The following is a 13,565-nucleotide window of genomic DNA, read 5'->3' as shown; positions in this document are numbered from 1 at the left end:
CGAACGACGTCAGGAGAGGGGCCGGTTCGCCGGCCCCTCTGTTGTCGGTTCGCTCAGCCGGTCGCGGTGAGGTGGTCGAACTCGCCGTCCTTGACGCCGAGGAGCATCGCCTCGATCTCCGCAGGCGTGTACACCAGAGCGGGTCCGTCGGGATGGCGTGAGTTCCGCACCGCCACCTCACCGCCGGGCAGCTTGGCGAACTCCACGCAGGAACCCTGCGAGTTGCTGTGCCTGCTCTTCTGCCAGGCCGCTCCGTGCAGCTCTGTGGCCGCCATGCCGTTGTACACGTGGTGCACAGGTCGCTCCCCGAGTTGCAAGGTGCAGGTGTCAACTATCCCGGATCATAGCTGTGTTCATGTGCTACTGCATGAGCATATGCACGTGCACGCGGGGTGTTCCCTTGGTTACAGACGTTGCCGCCTCGCCCCGGCCCACTGAGAAGAGAGACGCACGAACAGCCCTTTCGGATCCCCTACCCCGGAAATGGTCCAGTCCGCACGCCGGGGCGCACCCCCGACAGGACCCGGTCCCTGCTGATAACTTGGCGCGCTCCGGCGTCGACGAGGGGGACCTGACCATGCGCGAGCTCATACGGACGGGCGTGACGGCGGCGGGCGTCGCCGCCGCACTCGTACTCACCGGTTGCAGCAGCGGTGACGACGGCGCCGCAGCCGACAAGAGCAGTACGCCGCCGCCGAGCGCCGCGCCGAGCATTTCGGCCGCCCCGGGCGCCAGTTCGGCCGCCGAGGTCGCCAAGGACATCGAGGGCAGCTGGGCCGGGCTGACCGACGGCAAGTCCGTCGCTCTCGTCGTCCAGAGCGGCAAGGCGGCGCTCGTCGCCGAACAGCACGTCTGTCAGGGCTCGGTGCAGGACATGGGGCAGCCGATGCTCTCGATGACCTGCACCGACGGGAACACCGACCGGGCCATGGGGACGATCACGTCCCACGACGGCAAGACGCTGGTCATCTCCTGGGGCACCAAGAAGGACACCCTGAAGAAGACCGAGGCACCGGGCAAGGGACTGCCGACCGCCATCCCCTCTCTCTGAGCCCGCTGCCCCCTCTTTCTACCGCCGCTGCGAGCGGGCCTCGACGGCGCCTCCCGCGCCCGGCACCTGCGCCCGGTCCGCCGCCGATGTGCCCTGCGTCCAGCCCTCGGCGTCGGTCACCCCGCGCACCCGGGTCGCCACCGTCTCGGGGAACATCCGGTCGACGTGGTCCGTCACCGCCACATCCCTGGCGGCCAGCACCGGCAGCAGCGCGCCACCGCCGCCGTCCGCCTCCGCCGTCGCCTGCCCGGTGGCCTGCTCGGTCGCCGCCGCCAGCCGCTCGCCGACGCGGTGCGCGTACGCCAGCAGGAACGACTGCCGGAAGGTCTTCGTCCGCCGTCGCCCCGCCGCCCGCTGGTCCGCCTCGGCGCGGGTCATCGCGGCCGTGCCCTGCACGAGCAGCGAGGTGTGCAGCAGCTCGACGGCCGCGAGATCCGGCTCGAAACCGACCACGGTCGAGAAGCCGAACGCGCTGTTCCACACCGCCCGGCAGCGGTTGGCCGAAGCGACGGCGTCGAGCAGGATCGCCTTCGCCGTCTCGTACGGCGCGTCCACCCCGATCCGGCAGGCGCCCGGCACATCACCGCTGTGCGCGCGGTCGGCGAGCAGCGCCTCGTCGATGCTGTGCCGCGCCATCAGCTCCTGCGCCTTGGCCGTGAGCGCCTCGGCCTCCTGCGGATAGCCCGTCGCCTCGGCCTTGGCGAGCAGCGCCCGGATCCGGGTGAGCATGCGCGGCTCACCCGCCGCGTCGGCGGGCGGCAGATGGACGGGGGTGCCGGGCACCGGCCCGACCGGCTCGATCGCCGGCAGCCGGGCCAGCAGCAGGTACAGCTCCAGTACGGAGGTGGCGTACGAGAAGCGGTCGGGCCGCCGCTCCGGGCGGCCGGTGCCCGCGGCCGGCGCGGTCAGCTCGGCCAGCTGCTCGCTCCAGCGGCGCGGCAGCCGCTCGTACCGTCCCGTCTCCGCCCCGATCAGCTCGGCGACGAGCCGTACATGCGTCTCTTCGAGGTCGCGCCGCACCATCCGTACGACGTCGGCGGGCTGCCAGCCGCGCTCCCAGGCCAGCCGGACGTACCCCTCGCCGCGCCGCCGCAGCTCGGCGTCGGCCGCCGGGTCGGCCGCCAGCAGGGAGGCCCCGGTGTCGGTGTCCGACGAGAGGGCGGCGCGCAGCGCGCGCTCGACGGTCCCTGCCGCCGTCTCCCCCGTACCGCCGTCGTTCGTCTCACCCATGCCGCCATGATCCCACCGTCCACAGGCTGTGGATCACGAATGGATTACGGTGACGGGAGGAGCGGGCGGCGAGGAGAGGACACCTGTGGGCGAGAACAAGGACCGCATGCTGGCCGGGGACTGGTACATCCCCGACGACCCGGAGCTGATGGCCGAGACCGAGACCCGGACAGCGCTCTGCGCCGCCTACAACGCGGGCGGCGCGAGCCGCGCGGCGCGGGAGAAGGCGCTCGAAGAGCTGCTCGGCTCGGTGGGCGAGGGCGTGAACGTACGCCCGCCGTTCCAGTGCGACTACGGCTCCTACATCACCATCGGCGACCGGACCTTCATCAACTTCAACGCGGTCTTCCTCGACGCGGCTCCGATCACCATCGGCTCGGACGTCCAGATCGGTCCCAATGTCCAGCTGCTCACCCCGGCCCACGAGCTGGACGCCGAGCGCCGCAGGGCCGGCTGGGAGAGGGCCCTGCCGGTGACCATCGGCGACAACGTCTGGCTCGGCGGCGGCGTGATCGTCTGCCCGGGGGTGACGATCGGTGAGAGCACGGTGGTGGGCGCGGGATCCGTCGTCACGAAGGATCTGCCCGCCGGGGTGCTGGCGGTGGGCAACCCGGCCCGGGTGGTCAGGCGGCTGGACGGCTGAGCGCCCGGCGCGCGACCGCGGGTGTCGCCTATCGTGGGGCGTATGGAGCGCGTGTTGACGCCGAAGGGTGCCGCCACCCGGCAACGGATCGTGGAGGGCGCGGCCACGCTCATCCGGGAGCGGGGCACGACCATAGGCCTGGACGACATCCGGGCCGTCACCTCGACCAGCAAGAGCCAGCTGTTCCACTACTTCCCGGACGGCAAGTCCGACCTGCTGCTGGCCGTCGCCGAGTACGAGGCCGGGCAGGTGCTCGCCGACCAGCAGCCGATGCTCGGGGAGCTGACCAGCTGGGCCGCCTGGCAGGCGTGGCGCGAGCGGGTGATCGCGAAGTACGACGCGCAGCGCAGGAACTGCCCGCTGTCGGCCCTCACGGCGCAGCTGGGCCTGGCCGACCCGGCCACCCGGACCATCGTCACCGAGCTGTACGACCGGTGGCACGCGTATCTGGTCGCCGGTGTCCAGGCGCTGAAGGACAGCGGCGAGATCGACGCGGGGGTCGACGTGGGCCGGTCGGCGACGGCGATCCTGACGGCCGTCACCGGCGGTGCGACGCTGCTGATCGCGACGGACCGGCTGAGCTATCTGGAAGAGGGACTGACGGAGGCTCTGGACGCGCTGCTCCGCAGGGCGGGAGCCGGCACCGGCGGCTGAGTGACCGCGCCCGGTCCCCCGGCACCGGCCGCCGCGGCCACCGCCGCTGCCGCGAACTCGCACCACACCACCTTGCCGCGGTACTGCCGGGCGTGATCGCCCCAGTCCGTCGCGAGTCCCGTGACCAGCAGCAGCCCGCGCCCTTCGGCTGCCGCCGACTCGGCGTCCACGGCGCCGATCCCGGTCGGCCAGCGCGGCGGCGTACGGGACGGGTCGCGGACCTCGACGCGTAACCGCTCCCCCGCCCCGAGCAGGGCGAGGGAGACGGTGCCGCGGGTGCAGCCGCAGGGGCACACCCCGTGCCGCACCGCGTTGGTGACGAGTTCGCTGACGGCCAGCTCCACGGAAGCGGCGAGTTCGCTGTCCACCCGCCGGACCGCGAGGATCTCCCTGGTGTGCCGGCGGGCCCTGGACGCGGCCTCCGGTTTGTGCGGCAGGGGCAGCCGGGTGAGGGGCAGCCAGGGCCGCTCGGGGGCGTAGACGTCGTGGGCCACAAGTCCATTGTCAGTGAGCATCATTACTCTCGGACATCACTAGGTCACTGTGAGCTACCTATCGTGCACGAGAGGAGCGCCGTGATGCCACTTCAGCGCGTGTCAGGGGAGCGCGCGTCAGGGGCGCACGCGATGCGGGGGCCGGTGTCGGGGCGTGCCGGGGGCGGCTCGGAGGGCGGGTCAGGGAGCGATGACGAGCTTTCCCCGTACGTGCCCCGCCTCGCTCGTCTGCTGCGCCTTCGCCGCCTCGGCCAGCGGGTACGTGTGCGCGACCTGCGTCCGCAGCGCCCGCTCGGCCGCGAGCCCGAGATGGCGCAGCAGGACGTCCCGGCGCTCCTCGTCGGACATGCCGCCGGCCGTGAAGACCACGCCGTACTTCTCCGCGTCCATGTCGGCGATGGTGACGATCCGCTCCGTCGTGCCGCCGCGCAGCTCGATCGAGTCCGGCAGCGCGCCCTTGCCCGCGACGTCGAAGACGGCGTCCACACCCTGGGGGGCGACGTCGCGCACGCGGTCCACGAGCCCGTCGCCGTACGTCAGCGGGACCGCGCCCAGCGAGCGCACGTAGTCGTGGTTGGCGGGCGACGCCGTGCCGATCACGGTCGCGCCGCGCGCCACGGCGAGCTGCACGGCCACCGAACCGACGGCCCCCGCCGCGCCGTGCAGCAGCAGCGTCTCGCCCTCGCGCAGGTCGACGAGGTCCAGCCCGCGCTGGGCCGCGTTGCCCGCGACGGGGATCGCCACGGCCTCGTCCCAGGCCACCCCCGCCGGCTTGGGCGCGATGACCCCGGCGATGGCGTACTGGGCGTAGGAGCCGGTGAGCGACCAGCCGACGACCTCGTCGCCGACGGTGAAGCCGGTCACGGAGTCACCGATCTCGTCGACGACCCCCGCCACCTCAAGACCGGGGATCGCGGGGAAGGTGGTGGGCATCATCTGCTGGACCCAGCCGTTGCGGATCTTCCAGTCCATCGGGTTGACGCCCGCGGCCCTGACCAGGATCCGGATCTGGTCGGCGGCGGGGTGCGGCTCCTCGACGTCCCGCAGCCGCAGTACGTCGGGGCCGCCGAACTCGTCGAACACGATCGCTTTCACATCAGCCTCCATAGGGGTCCGTCGGCGCGTCTCCGCGTCTCCACGGTCGATCTTGCCCCGCCGCTGTCAGTCCCGCCTGCGAAACTCGCTGCCATGACCGAACGATGGGCGGTGGCGGAGACGGGCGACGGGGGCGCGCTGCTGGCCCCGCTCGGTCCTGACGGCCGCCCGGCGGGACCTGTGCTGCGGGAGCCCGATCTGGTCGGTGCGGTCCGCGCGCGGCTGCCCGAGGCCGGCCGGTGGGTCTGGCGGTCGACCGCCACCCTCTTTCCGAGGCTACTGGCCGCCGGCGTGCGGATCGACCGGTGCTACGACATCGAGGTGGCCGAGGGGCTGCTGCTCGCCCATGAGGGGCGGCTGGGCGAGCCGCGCTCGGCCGCCGCCGCGTGGGCCCGGCTGCACCACGGCCCCGTACCGCCCGATCCGCCGGCCCGTTCGGCCGAGCCCGGCTCGCAGTCCTCGCTGTTCGAACCCACGGCCGGGGCGGAGCTTCCGTTCGACGCGCTCGTCGACGTGTACGCGGAGCAGCAGCGCAGACATGAGGCGGCCGAGCATCCCGGCCGGATGCGGCTGCTCACCGCTTCCGAGTCGGCGGGCATGCTGGTGGCCGCCGAGATGCACCGTGCGGGGCTGCCGTGGCGGGCCGACGTGCACCGGGAGGTGCTGGCCGAGCTGCTGGGCGACCGGTACGCGGGCGGCGGTGAGCCGCGCAGGCTGGCGGAGCTGGCGGACGAGGTCTCGGCGGCGTTCGGCCGGCGGGTGCGGCCCGATCTGCCGGCGGACGTGGTGAAGGCGTTCGGGCAGGCCGGCATCAAGGTGAAATCCACGCGCCGCTGGGAGCTGGCGGAGCTGGACCATCCGGCGGTGCAGCCGCTCATCGAGTACAAGAAGCTGTACCGGATCTGGACGGCGCACGGCTGGGGCTGGCTCCAGGACTGGGTACGGGACGGCCGGTTCCGCGCCGAGTACCAGCCGGGCGGCTCGGTCTCGGGCCGCTGGACCACCAACGGCGGCGGCGCGCTGCAGATCCCCCGGGTGATCCGCCGCGCCGTCGTCGCCGACGAGGGCTGGCGTCTGGTCGTGGCGGACGCCGACCAGATGGAGCCGCGGGTGCTGGCCGCGATCTCCCGCGACCCCGGCCTGATGGAGGTCGCCGGGCATGACGGCGATCTGTACACGGCCCTGTCCGACCGCGCGTTCTCCGGCGACCGTGACCACGCCAAGGTGGCGCTGCTGGGCGCGATCTACGGCCAGACGTCCGGGGACGGCCTGAAGAATCTGGCCGCGCTGCGCCGCCGGTTCCCGCTGGCCGTCGCGTACGTGGACGACGCGGCGCGGGCCGGCGAGGAAGGCCGGCTCGTACGGACCTGGCTCGGCAGGACGAGCCCGCGCGCGGCGGGCGCCGCGGACGACGAAGAGGCGGGGCTCCCCCAGGAGGGCCCGCCGGGGACGGATGCGGACGCACCGCAGGGCGGTGGCGACAGCGGCTCACGCGCCCGCGCCCGTGGCCGCTTCACCCGTAACTTCGTCGTGCAGGGCAGCGCGGCCGACTGGGCGCTGCTGATGCTGGCCGCACTGCGCAGGGCGACCGCGGAGATGCGCGCCGAGCTGGTCTTCTTCCAGCACGACGAGGTGATCGTGCACTGCCCGCGCGAGGAGGCGGCGGAGGTCGCCGAGGCGATCCGCGCGGCCGGTGAGCTGGCCGGGCGGATCACCTTCGGGGAGACACCGGTGCGGTTCCCGTTCACGACGGCGACGGTGGAGCGGTACTCCGACGCCAAGTGACGCACCGGGCGAGGCGAGGGACGCATCGGCCTCAGCCGAACGTCAGCCACTTCGAGCTGGTGGCGATCTTGACGAGCTGCCCGATGGTCAGTGCGGGCTCCTTGCGGCTGGCCGGGCCGTGCTGGTCCGCGCCGTTCGTCTCGAAGACGACGACGCGCAGCCCGTCGGGCCGGATGGTGTCGGCCTGCCACATCACCATGCCCACACCGCCCTTCTCGCCGGGCTGCTTGGCCGTGTTCAACCGCACGCCGCCCGGCAGCTCTGTCGTGCCTTCGCCGAAGAGCTCACCGGCGACATCGTTCATCCCGCGCTGGACGTTGATCTCGACGCGGGTCGGACCGTTGCCGTCGTCCACCACCACGTAGGTGTAACCGCTGTCCGGGGGGCCGGACTCGATGATCTTCAGTTCCTTGGGCAGCAGCGAGGTGAACGTCTTGTTGATGTTCCCGCCGTGCGACGCCATGCCGGGGTTCCCCTTCGGCTTGCCGGGGTTCCCCTTCGGCCCGGACGGCGGCTGCTTGGCCAGGTCCGCCAGCGGGCCCGCCCACTTGGCCGAGGTGACCAGGTCCCGCAGCTCCTTCGGGTTCAGCGGCGGTACGGCGCGGGAGACCTTGGCGCCCTTCTCCGCGGGGGCGTTGTACTCGGTGAAGTCGATGACGAAACCGCTCTTGGTCAGCAGCACGGCGCGCCACGACCGGGTCTCCTCGCGGCGGTCTGGATATTCGTACCCCTGAAAGACGGTGAGCCTGTCACCGCCCGCCAGATCCGTGCTGACGCAACTCTGGTCCTTGCTGAGACCGTTGACGGGGCAGGGGGACACGTCCTGGCCGGCCGCCGCCGGGTACAGCGCGACCGAGACCTCCGCCTCGCCCTTCCCGTCGTCCAGGACTCCCGTCACATGCGCGAGACGCGGACCGCCGAAACCGGTCACCGACGACGGGGTCAGCTTCCCGGGAGCCAGCAGCCCGCTCAGAATCGACACCAGCTCCTGCCCGCCCTGGCCCGCCTCGGCTCCCCCGGGGAACGCGGTCGCCGGGGCCGGGTCCTTGGGGCCGGCCAGCGACGACTTCCCGCCCCCCGAGTCGCCCAGCACCCCGCTGCCGTACGCGCCGCCGACGCCGACCAGGGCGAGCGCGAGCACGCTGCCGGTGACCGCCGCCGTCCTGCGGCGCACCACCCGGCGGCGGCCCCGCGTGAGTCCGCCGTCGACCAGCGCCTCGCTGTCGGCGGGCTCGAAGGTGTCCCCGGCGCAGCGCAGCGCGGGACCGAGCCTGTTCTCGAAGGGTCCGGAGTCATCGAAAGGATCTTGAGAAGACACGGGTCAACCACGCTCTCTGCTCGGGTCGGTGTCGGTCGTCGGTTGGGTACGCGGCAGCGGGACGGTGCTCAGTGCGCGGCGAACTCCGTGAACCTGCCGCCGAGTTGTTCGCGGAGTTTGGCCAGCGCCCGGCCCGACCTGGTGCGTACGGCGGCGGAGCTGACGTTCATCACGTCGGCGGTCTCCTCGACGCTGCGGTCCTCCCAGTACCGCAGCACCACCACCGCGCGGTCCTTGGGCGCGAGCCGGCCGAGCGCGTCGAGAAGCGCTATCCGCAGCGCCGGGTCGTCGCCCGGCCGCACGACCGGCTCCGGCAGTTCCGCCAGCGGCCGTTCGGTGGCGGAGAGCCGGCGCTGGTGGGTGAGATAGGTGCGGACGAGGACCGTCTGGGCGTATCCGGCCGGGTTCTCCACCCGCGAGACGCGCCCCCACAGCGCGTACATCTTGCCCAGGGTCTCCTGCACCAGGTCCTCGGCGAGATGAGTGTCCCCGCCGGTCAACAGGCAGGCGGAGCGGAAGAGTTGACGGGTACGGCCCGCCGCGAAATCCCTGAAGTCAGCCGCCCGGGCGCTCCGGGCCCCGCCACCGCCTCGCACGCTCTCCCCCGTCGCCGGTGCCCGCGGGCTGTTCGCCCCTCATCTCACTGACGCGGTGGCACGGGGGAAATGTTTCAGTCGGTGCCGTGCCGGTGGTGCTGGCGGTCCAGACTGCGGCGCAGATGGCCGGTCATCGCCTCGGCGGCCCGTTCCGGGTTACGGCGCAGCACGGCGCGCAGGACGCGGTCGTGCTCGGCGAGGGTGAGCGGCCCGGCGCCGGGCACGCTGCCGAGCCGGAAGATGTGCAGGTGGCTGTGGAGGCGGCCGATCGCCTCGGCGAGCAGCGGCCGACCCGCCGCACCGGCGACCGCGTCGTGGAACCGCTGGTCGAGCGCGGCGAACTCGCGGTACACGGCGTACCGTTCGCCCGATCCCGGCCGGTCGCGCATCTCCTCGACCAGGCCCTCGATCGCGTCGAGCTGCGCCTCGTCGGCGTGCGCCGCGGCGAGGGCCGCGGCGTGCGGCTCCAACAGCAGCCGCATCTCGAAGAGTTCGTCGAGCCCCTGCCGGGTGAGCAGTTCGGTGGCGCGGTAGCCGGCCAGCGAGCGCTTGGTGACGAGTCCGTCCGACTCCAGCCGCGCCAGGGCTTCGCGTACGGGCGTGGGCGACACGTCGAGCCGACGGGCCAGCGCCTCGATACCGACGCGGGCGCCGGGCTGGATCTCGTGGTCCATGACCAGGGCCTTGACCGACTCGTAGACGCTGTCGGCGAGCACCTGGCGCTGCGGCTGCCGCCCAGCGGCGCCTTCCGTACCGTCCACAGCCCGGCCTCCTCCGCTCGTCCAGCGCGGATTCTATAGGTTTCCCGGACTCGGAAGGGTGCACGGACCCGGACCGCGCGACGGTCACTCCATCAGGAAGACCTGCTCAAGCCGGGTCCACCAGTCGCCCGCCGCGGCCTCCGGAACCGGCTCCTGGCAGGGGTCGGTCAGCTTCCACCACTCCTTGGTCGCCTCGTCGTCCGCCATCGCGGCCATGTCGGCCGCCAGGTCGTCGCCGTGGTACTCGAAGTAGGCGAAGAGCCGGTCGCCCAGCAGATGGATCGAGTAGTTCGAGATCCGGCAGGCCCGCAGCCGCGCCAGTACGGGTTCGGGCACCGCGCGGTGCAGCTCCCGGTACTCGTCCACCTTCTCCGGTTTCACCCTGATCACCTGTGCGATGCGTTGCATGACCGGGAACCTATAGGAAAGGCCCTCACACGAGAACCCCTCGCACAGGGAAAATCCATCCCAAGCCCTTGACGTGCGGGCGCACCGCGCGGCTAACCTCCGGAGGCCCCCAGATTTCCTATAGGAAACTCATCCATGAGCGAGATCAAGAGCGTCGACTGCAAGCTCGTCACCATCGAACCGGAGACACTGCGCACGGACGCCACCCAGACCTTCGTCCGCCAGGAGACGGTCCTCGTCACCGTCGAGACCGCCGACGGGCTGCGCGGCACGGGCTACTCGTACACGATCGGCACCGGCGGCAGCTCCGTACTCGCCCTGCTGCGCGACCACCTCGCCGCCACCCTGATCGGCCAGGACGCCCGTAACGTCGAGGCGGTCTGGGCCCGCATGCTCGCCGCCACCCGGGCGACGGCGGGTGGCGTGAGCGCCGTGGGAGCGGACCGGCGTGCCCGCGAGAGGCGTAATGAGGCGGTCCGCAGGACCGGCACGGTCAGGCTGGGGCGATGAGCGACAGCAGAGCGGACGAGCGGAACGTGGTCCGGCTGATCGCGCTGTCCGACGGGATCTTCGCCATCGCCATGACGCTGCTGGTGCTGGACATCCACGTCACGCCCGATCTGGACGGGCCGCACTTCCAGGACATGGTCGAGGACCTGCTGCCGCACATCGGCGCGTACGCGCTGAGCTTCGCGATCCTCGCCGGCTTCTGGCGCGACCACCGGCGCATCCTGCAACTCGCGCAGCGCGTCGAGGGCCTGTCCCTGCGGCTCTCCCTGGCCGGGCTCGGCGCCATCGCGCTGCTGCCGTTCCCGACCACGCTGCTGTCGGAGTACGCGTCCCAGACCCTGTCCGTGGTCATCTACGCGGCCACGGTCATCGTGATCGACCTGCTCCAGATCGCGGTGCTCCGCACGATCCACTACCAGCCGCGCGCCGCGGGATCGGGCCCCGAGCCCGCCCACCGGAACCTGATCACCGACCTGGTGTCGAACGTCGTCGTGTTCGGCGCGGCGCTGCTGATCGCCTTCGCGTCGCCGAGGGGCGCGCTGTGGACGCTGGTGCTGCTGGTCCCGCTCCGCTTCGTCCTCGCCCACCGCGCCAGGAAGCGGGCCTGACGGCGGCGGGCCCGCTCCGACCGACCTCGGAGCGGGCCCGCCCGGTATCCCGGCACACGCACCGGCCTTGACGGACCGTCAGGCCTCCAGCGCCTCCGGGTCGTCGTGCGGGTACGGGTAGAACGCCGTCCCCAGCTTCGGCAGCCAGCCCACCGTCGCCACCGGCTCGTCGCCGTCGCCCGGGTGCCGCGGCAGCAGCCCCGCGTTCAGTACCGGCTCCCAGCCCACGGTCAGAAAACTCATCGCAGGGCCTCCTCGGCGATCAGCGGGTCGTTGGACAGCTCGGGCGGCACGGGCAGTTCGGCCGTCAGGGCGCGCGGTACGCGCTCGGCGGCCGGCGCCGGCCGCGGGTCGGGCGGGGCCGCGTTGTGGTACTCCGGGTAGTTGTCCTGGTAGTCGATGGCCGCCTGCACGATCTCCGGCTCGCTGAAGCGCGGCCCCCAGAACTGCGCGGTGATGGGCAGCCCCGCGTCCGTGCTGTCGTAGCCGACGGGGAACGAGACCATCGGCCAGGCAAGGGCGTTGGGGAGCTGGTAGTACGCCCGGTAGACCGGGAAGCCGTTGCCCGTACGCGGGCCGATCTGCGCCCCCAGGCTCATCACGAGCATGAAGTCGACCCCCGCGTCGTCCAGCGCCGCCTGGTAGTTGGCCTGGAGCGTACGGCGCCGGTGCTCGCCCTCCACCCGTACGGACGCCGGTATCGCGCCGCCGAACCGGGTGGCCGACTCGAACGAGGCCGCCGACTCGCCGGGGGCGCGCCGCCCGTACTGGGACTGGAGCGTCTTCGCCTGGTCGGCGGGGCGGGTGGCGGCGAAGTCCTTCACCGCGTCCCAGTACCGGATCTCGTACCGGTTGGGGCTCAGCACCGCCGACGACGGCGAGACCGGTGAGCCGTCGACCGTGGCCAGCACGTCGGAGCTGGAGAAGTACGGGTCGTTCTCCGCCTTCGTCACGTCGAGCCCCGCGAACTCCTTCACCTTCGCGCCGAGCGAGGTGAGCTGGCGGCGCAGCCGCTCGAACGCGGCGCGGTGGTCGTCGTCGTACGTGTCCTGCGGCGCCACGCCGACCTGGACACCTGCGCCGGTGCGCATCCAGTCCGTCTGCGGGATGCCGATGGTGATCCCCGCCAGCGGCTTGCGGCCCTTGCGCGGGGTGAGCGGCATCGCGGGGAAGGGGTCGGGGGCCGCGAGGGTCAGCGGGTCGTTGGCCGGGTCGGGGCCGAGCATGACGGACAGGATGAGCGAGGCGTCGCGTACGGACCGGGCGATCGGGCCGAGCACGTCGTACCCCGGCGACAGCGGCATCAGCCCGGCGACCGACGACGTGCCGAGCGACGGCTTGATGCCGCTCGCGCCGTTGGCGGCCGACGGCATGACGATCGAGCCGCCGGTCTCCTCGCCGATGGTGGCGGCGGCGAGCCGCGCGACCGTGGCGACGCCCGAGCCCTGGCTGGAGCCGCCGGGTACGTACTTCAGCCCCCAGGCGTTCCCCGCGAAGGTGCCGGTGATCGAGCCGGAGAAGGCGGAGCAGATGGTGTGCCCGAGGATCACGGCACCGGCCTCGCGCAGCCGGTGGACGACGGTCGCGTCCCGCAGGGCCGCGTTCCCGTCGAAGGCGTGGCTGCCGTCCTTGGCCTCGAACCCCTTGACGGCGACGGAGTCCTTGATGCCGAACGGGATACCGAGCAGCGGCGGCAGGTCGTCGTCGCCGTGGCCGCCGGAATGCCCGTGCCCGTGCTGCCCGGCCTTGGCGAACCGGGCGTCGGCCGCACGGGCCTGGGCCAGGGCGCCGGCCTTGTCGACCCGGACGAAGGCGTTGTAGAGGCCGTTGTCGGCGTACGTCTCGAAGGGGCCGTTGAAGCGGTCGATCCGGTCCAGGTAGGCCTGGGTGATCTTGACGGAGGTGGTGGCCCCGGCCCGCAGCAGCGCGGCGAGTTCGGTCACCTCGTAGTCGACGAGTCTGGAGCGCTTCTTGATGCCCGACACGCTCGGGAGCGCGGCGGTGAAAGCGGCGGGGGTGGCGGCGGCGGGCGGTGCCGCGGCGAGGGCGGGGGCGGCGGTCGCCGCTGAGACGGCGACGGCTCCGGTCACGGCGGCGGTGCTGCCGAGGACGGCGCGCCGGCTCAGCCCGCGGGAGGCGGGAGCGGAAGAGGTACGGGGGGTGCTGACGGGGGTGCTGTCCGCTGACATCAGGCGAGTTTCCCTGTCGTCGTAGGTGGATGGCCCTGACGCGTGGGGGGATACGAAGTCGGCGAAGAAGAGGGTCGCCGAAGGCATGTGTAGGAAGCACCGAATGGGCGCCGCCAGCGTACCTACCAGGCTGTTTCGGCTGCGTACCGATCATGTGACCGGAACCGCGCTTGATCACCCGGACCCGTCCGGCGGCCGACCACCTCATGGACAAACGGTGTCA

Annotated in this window: 16 protein-coding genes; 6 read left to right on the top strand and 10 right to left on the bottom strand. The window is 72.4% G+C overall.

The features are described from left to right. Positions 1-53: 53 nt before the first annotated feature. Positions 54-296, bottom strand: a complete 243-nt coding sequence (locus tag OHS57_RS21620) for a DUF397 domain-containing protein (protein ID WP_041986408.1) — start codon at positions 294-296, stop codon at positions 54-56. A gap of 281 nt (positions 297-577) precedes the next feature. Between OHS57_RS21620 and OHS57_RS21615 the strand changes: the two genes are divergently transcribed. After that, the gene (locus tag OHS57_RS21615) at positions 578-1,051 is read left to right on the top strand and encodes a hypothetical protein (protein ID WP_041995433.1); all 474 of its coding nucleotides are present in this window, start codon (positions 578-580) and stop codon (positions 1,049-1,051) included. Positions 1,052-1,069: 18 nt separating this feature from the next. Here the strand turns inward: OHS57_RS21615 and OHS57_RS21610 are convergent, their stop codons facing one another. After that, positions 1,070-2,281 carry a DUF2786 domain-containing protein gene (locus OHS57_RS21610; protein WP_328583067.1) on the bottom strand — a complete coding sequence of 404 codons (1,212 nt, stop codon included), beginning with the start codon at positions 2,279-2,281 and terminating at the stop codon, positions 1,070-1,072. An 85-nt stretch (positions 2,282-2,366) separates the two neighbouring features. On the opposite strand from OHS57_RS21610, the gene OHS57_RS21605 reads away from it, so the two are divergent. Then, positions 2,367-2,924, top strand: a complete 558-nt coding sequence (locus tag OHS57_RS21605) for a sugar O-acetyltransferase (protein ID WP_041986412.1) — start codon at positions 2,367-2,369, stop codon at positions 2,922-2,924. A gap of 42 nt (positions 2,925-2,966) precedes the next feature. Beyond that, complete coding sequence (locus OHS57_RS21600) at positions 2,967-3,578, top strand: TetR/AcrR family transcriptional regulator (RefSeq protein WP_328583066.1); 612 nt, start codon at positions 2,967-2,969, stop codon at positions 3,576-3,578. Here OHS57_RS21600 and OHS57_RS21595 read toward each other — a convergent pair. Both OHS57_RS21595 and OHS57_RS21590 read right to left on the bottom strand, forming a co-directional pair. Then, positions 3,506-4,072, bottom strand: coding sequence for an ATP-binding protein (locus OHS57_RS21595; RefSeq protein ID WP_328583065.1), 567 nt, complete (start codon positions 4,070-4,072; stop codon positions 3,506-3,508). The genes OHS57_RS21600 and OHS57_RS21595 overlap by 73 nt on opposite strands. Before the next feature lie 180 nt (positions 4,073-4,252). Next, positions 4,253-5,167 (bottom strand): NADP-dependent oxidoreductase, encoded by a 915-nt coding sequence (locus tag OHS57_RS21590; protein ID WP_041986418.1) that lies wholly within the window; start codon positions 5,165-5,167, stop codon positions 4,253-4,255. 93 nt (positions 5,168-5,260) lie between these two features. Between OHS57_RS21590 and OHS57_RS21585 the strand changes: the two genes are divergently transcribed. Further along, positions 5,261-6,952 (top strand): bifunctional 3'-5' exonuclease/DNA polymerase, encoded by a 1,692-nt coding sequence (locus OHS57_RS21585; RefSeq protein WP_328583064.1) that lies wholly within the window; start codon positions 5,261-5,263, stop codon positions 6,950-6,952. A gap of 31 nt (positions 6,953-6,983) precedes the next feature. On the opposite strand, the gene OHS57_RS21580 is transcribed toward OHS57_RS21585, so the two are convergent. The 4 genes from OHS57_RS21580 to OHS57_RS21565 form a co-directional block, all read right to left on the bottom strand. Continuing rightward, complete coding sequence (locus OHS57_RS21580; RefSeq protein WP_328583063.1) at positions 6,984-8,270, bottom strand: hypothetical protein; 1,287 nt, start codon at positions 8,268-8,270, stop codon at positions 6,984-6,986. Positions 8,271-8,338: 68 nt separating this feature from the next. Then, on the bottom strand, positions 8,339-8,866 hold the full coding sequence (locus OHS57_RS21575; RefSeq protein WP_041986427.1) for a SigE family RNA polymerase sigma factor: 528 nt from the start codon (positions 8,864-8,866) through the stop codon (positions 8,339-8,341). Positions 8,867-8,940: 74 nt separating this feature from the next. Then, complete coding sequence (locus OHS57_RS21570; protein ID WP_041986429.1) at positions 8,941-9,627, bottom strand: GntR family transcriptional regulator; 687 nt, start codon at positions 9,625-9,627, stop codon at positions 8,941-8,943. Between the two features lie 84 nt (positions 9,628-9,711). Further along, positions 9,712-10,035: an L-rhamnose mutarotase gene (locus OHS57_RS21565; RefSeq protein WP_041986433.1), complete on the bottom strand. Its 324-nt coding sequence runs from the start codon at positions 10,033-10,035 to the stop codon at positions 9,712-9,714. Between the two features lie 135 nt (positions 10,036-10,170). Here OHS57_RS21565 and OHS57_RS21560 point away from each other — a divergent pair, with 135 nt between their 5' ends. After that, on the top strand, positions 10,171-10,545 hold the full coding sequence (locus OHS57_RS21560; protein WP_443042930.1) for a hypothetical protein: 375 nt from the start codon (positions 10,171-10,173) through the stop codon (positions 10,543-10,545). Continuing rightward, positions 10,542-11,153 (top strand): TMEM175 family protein, encoded by a 612-nt coding sequence (locus tag OHS57_RS21555; RefSeq protein WP_041986440.1) that lies wholly within the window; start codon positions 10,542-10,544, stop codon positions 11,151-11,153. Before OHS57_RS21560 ends, OHS57_RS21555 begins: the two co-directional genes overlap by 4 nt. A 78-nt stretch (positions 11,154-11,231) precedes the next feature. Here OHS57_RS21555 and OHS57_RS21550 read toward each other — a convergent pair whose 3' ends face one another. Together OHS57_RS21550 and OHS57_RS21545 are read right to left on the bottom strand one after the other, a co-directional pair. Next, on the bottom strand, positions 11,232-11,396 hold the full coding sequence (locus OHS57_RS21550) for a hypothetical protein (RefSeq protein ID WP_328583062.1): 165 nt from the start codon (positions 11,394-11,396) through the stop codon (positions 11,232-11,234). Beyond that, complete coding sequence (locus OHS57_RS21545) at positions 11,393-13,342, bottom strand: amidase (protein ID WP_328583061.1); 1,950 nt, start codon at positions 13,340-13,342, stop codon at positions 11,393-11,395. The genes OHS57_RS21550 and OHS57_RS21545 overlap by 4 nt, the downstream gene beginning before the upstream one ends. Between the last annotated feature and the right edge of the window lie 223 nt (positions 13,343-13,565).

It is taken from the genome of Streptomyces sp. NBC_00370 (assembly GCF_036084755.1).
Taxonomy (GTDB): domain Bacteria; phylum Actinomycetota; class Actinomycetes; order Streptomycetales; family Streptomycetaceae; genus Streptomyces.
Note: the sequence above shows the minus strand (reverse complement) of the source record. Positions and strands in the feature narration are given on the sequence as shown.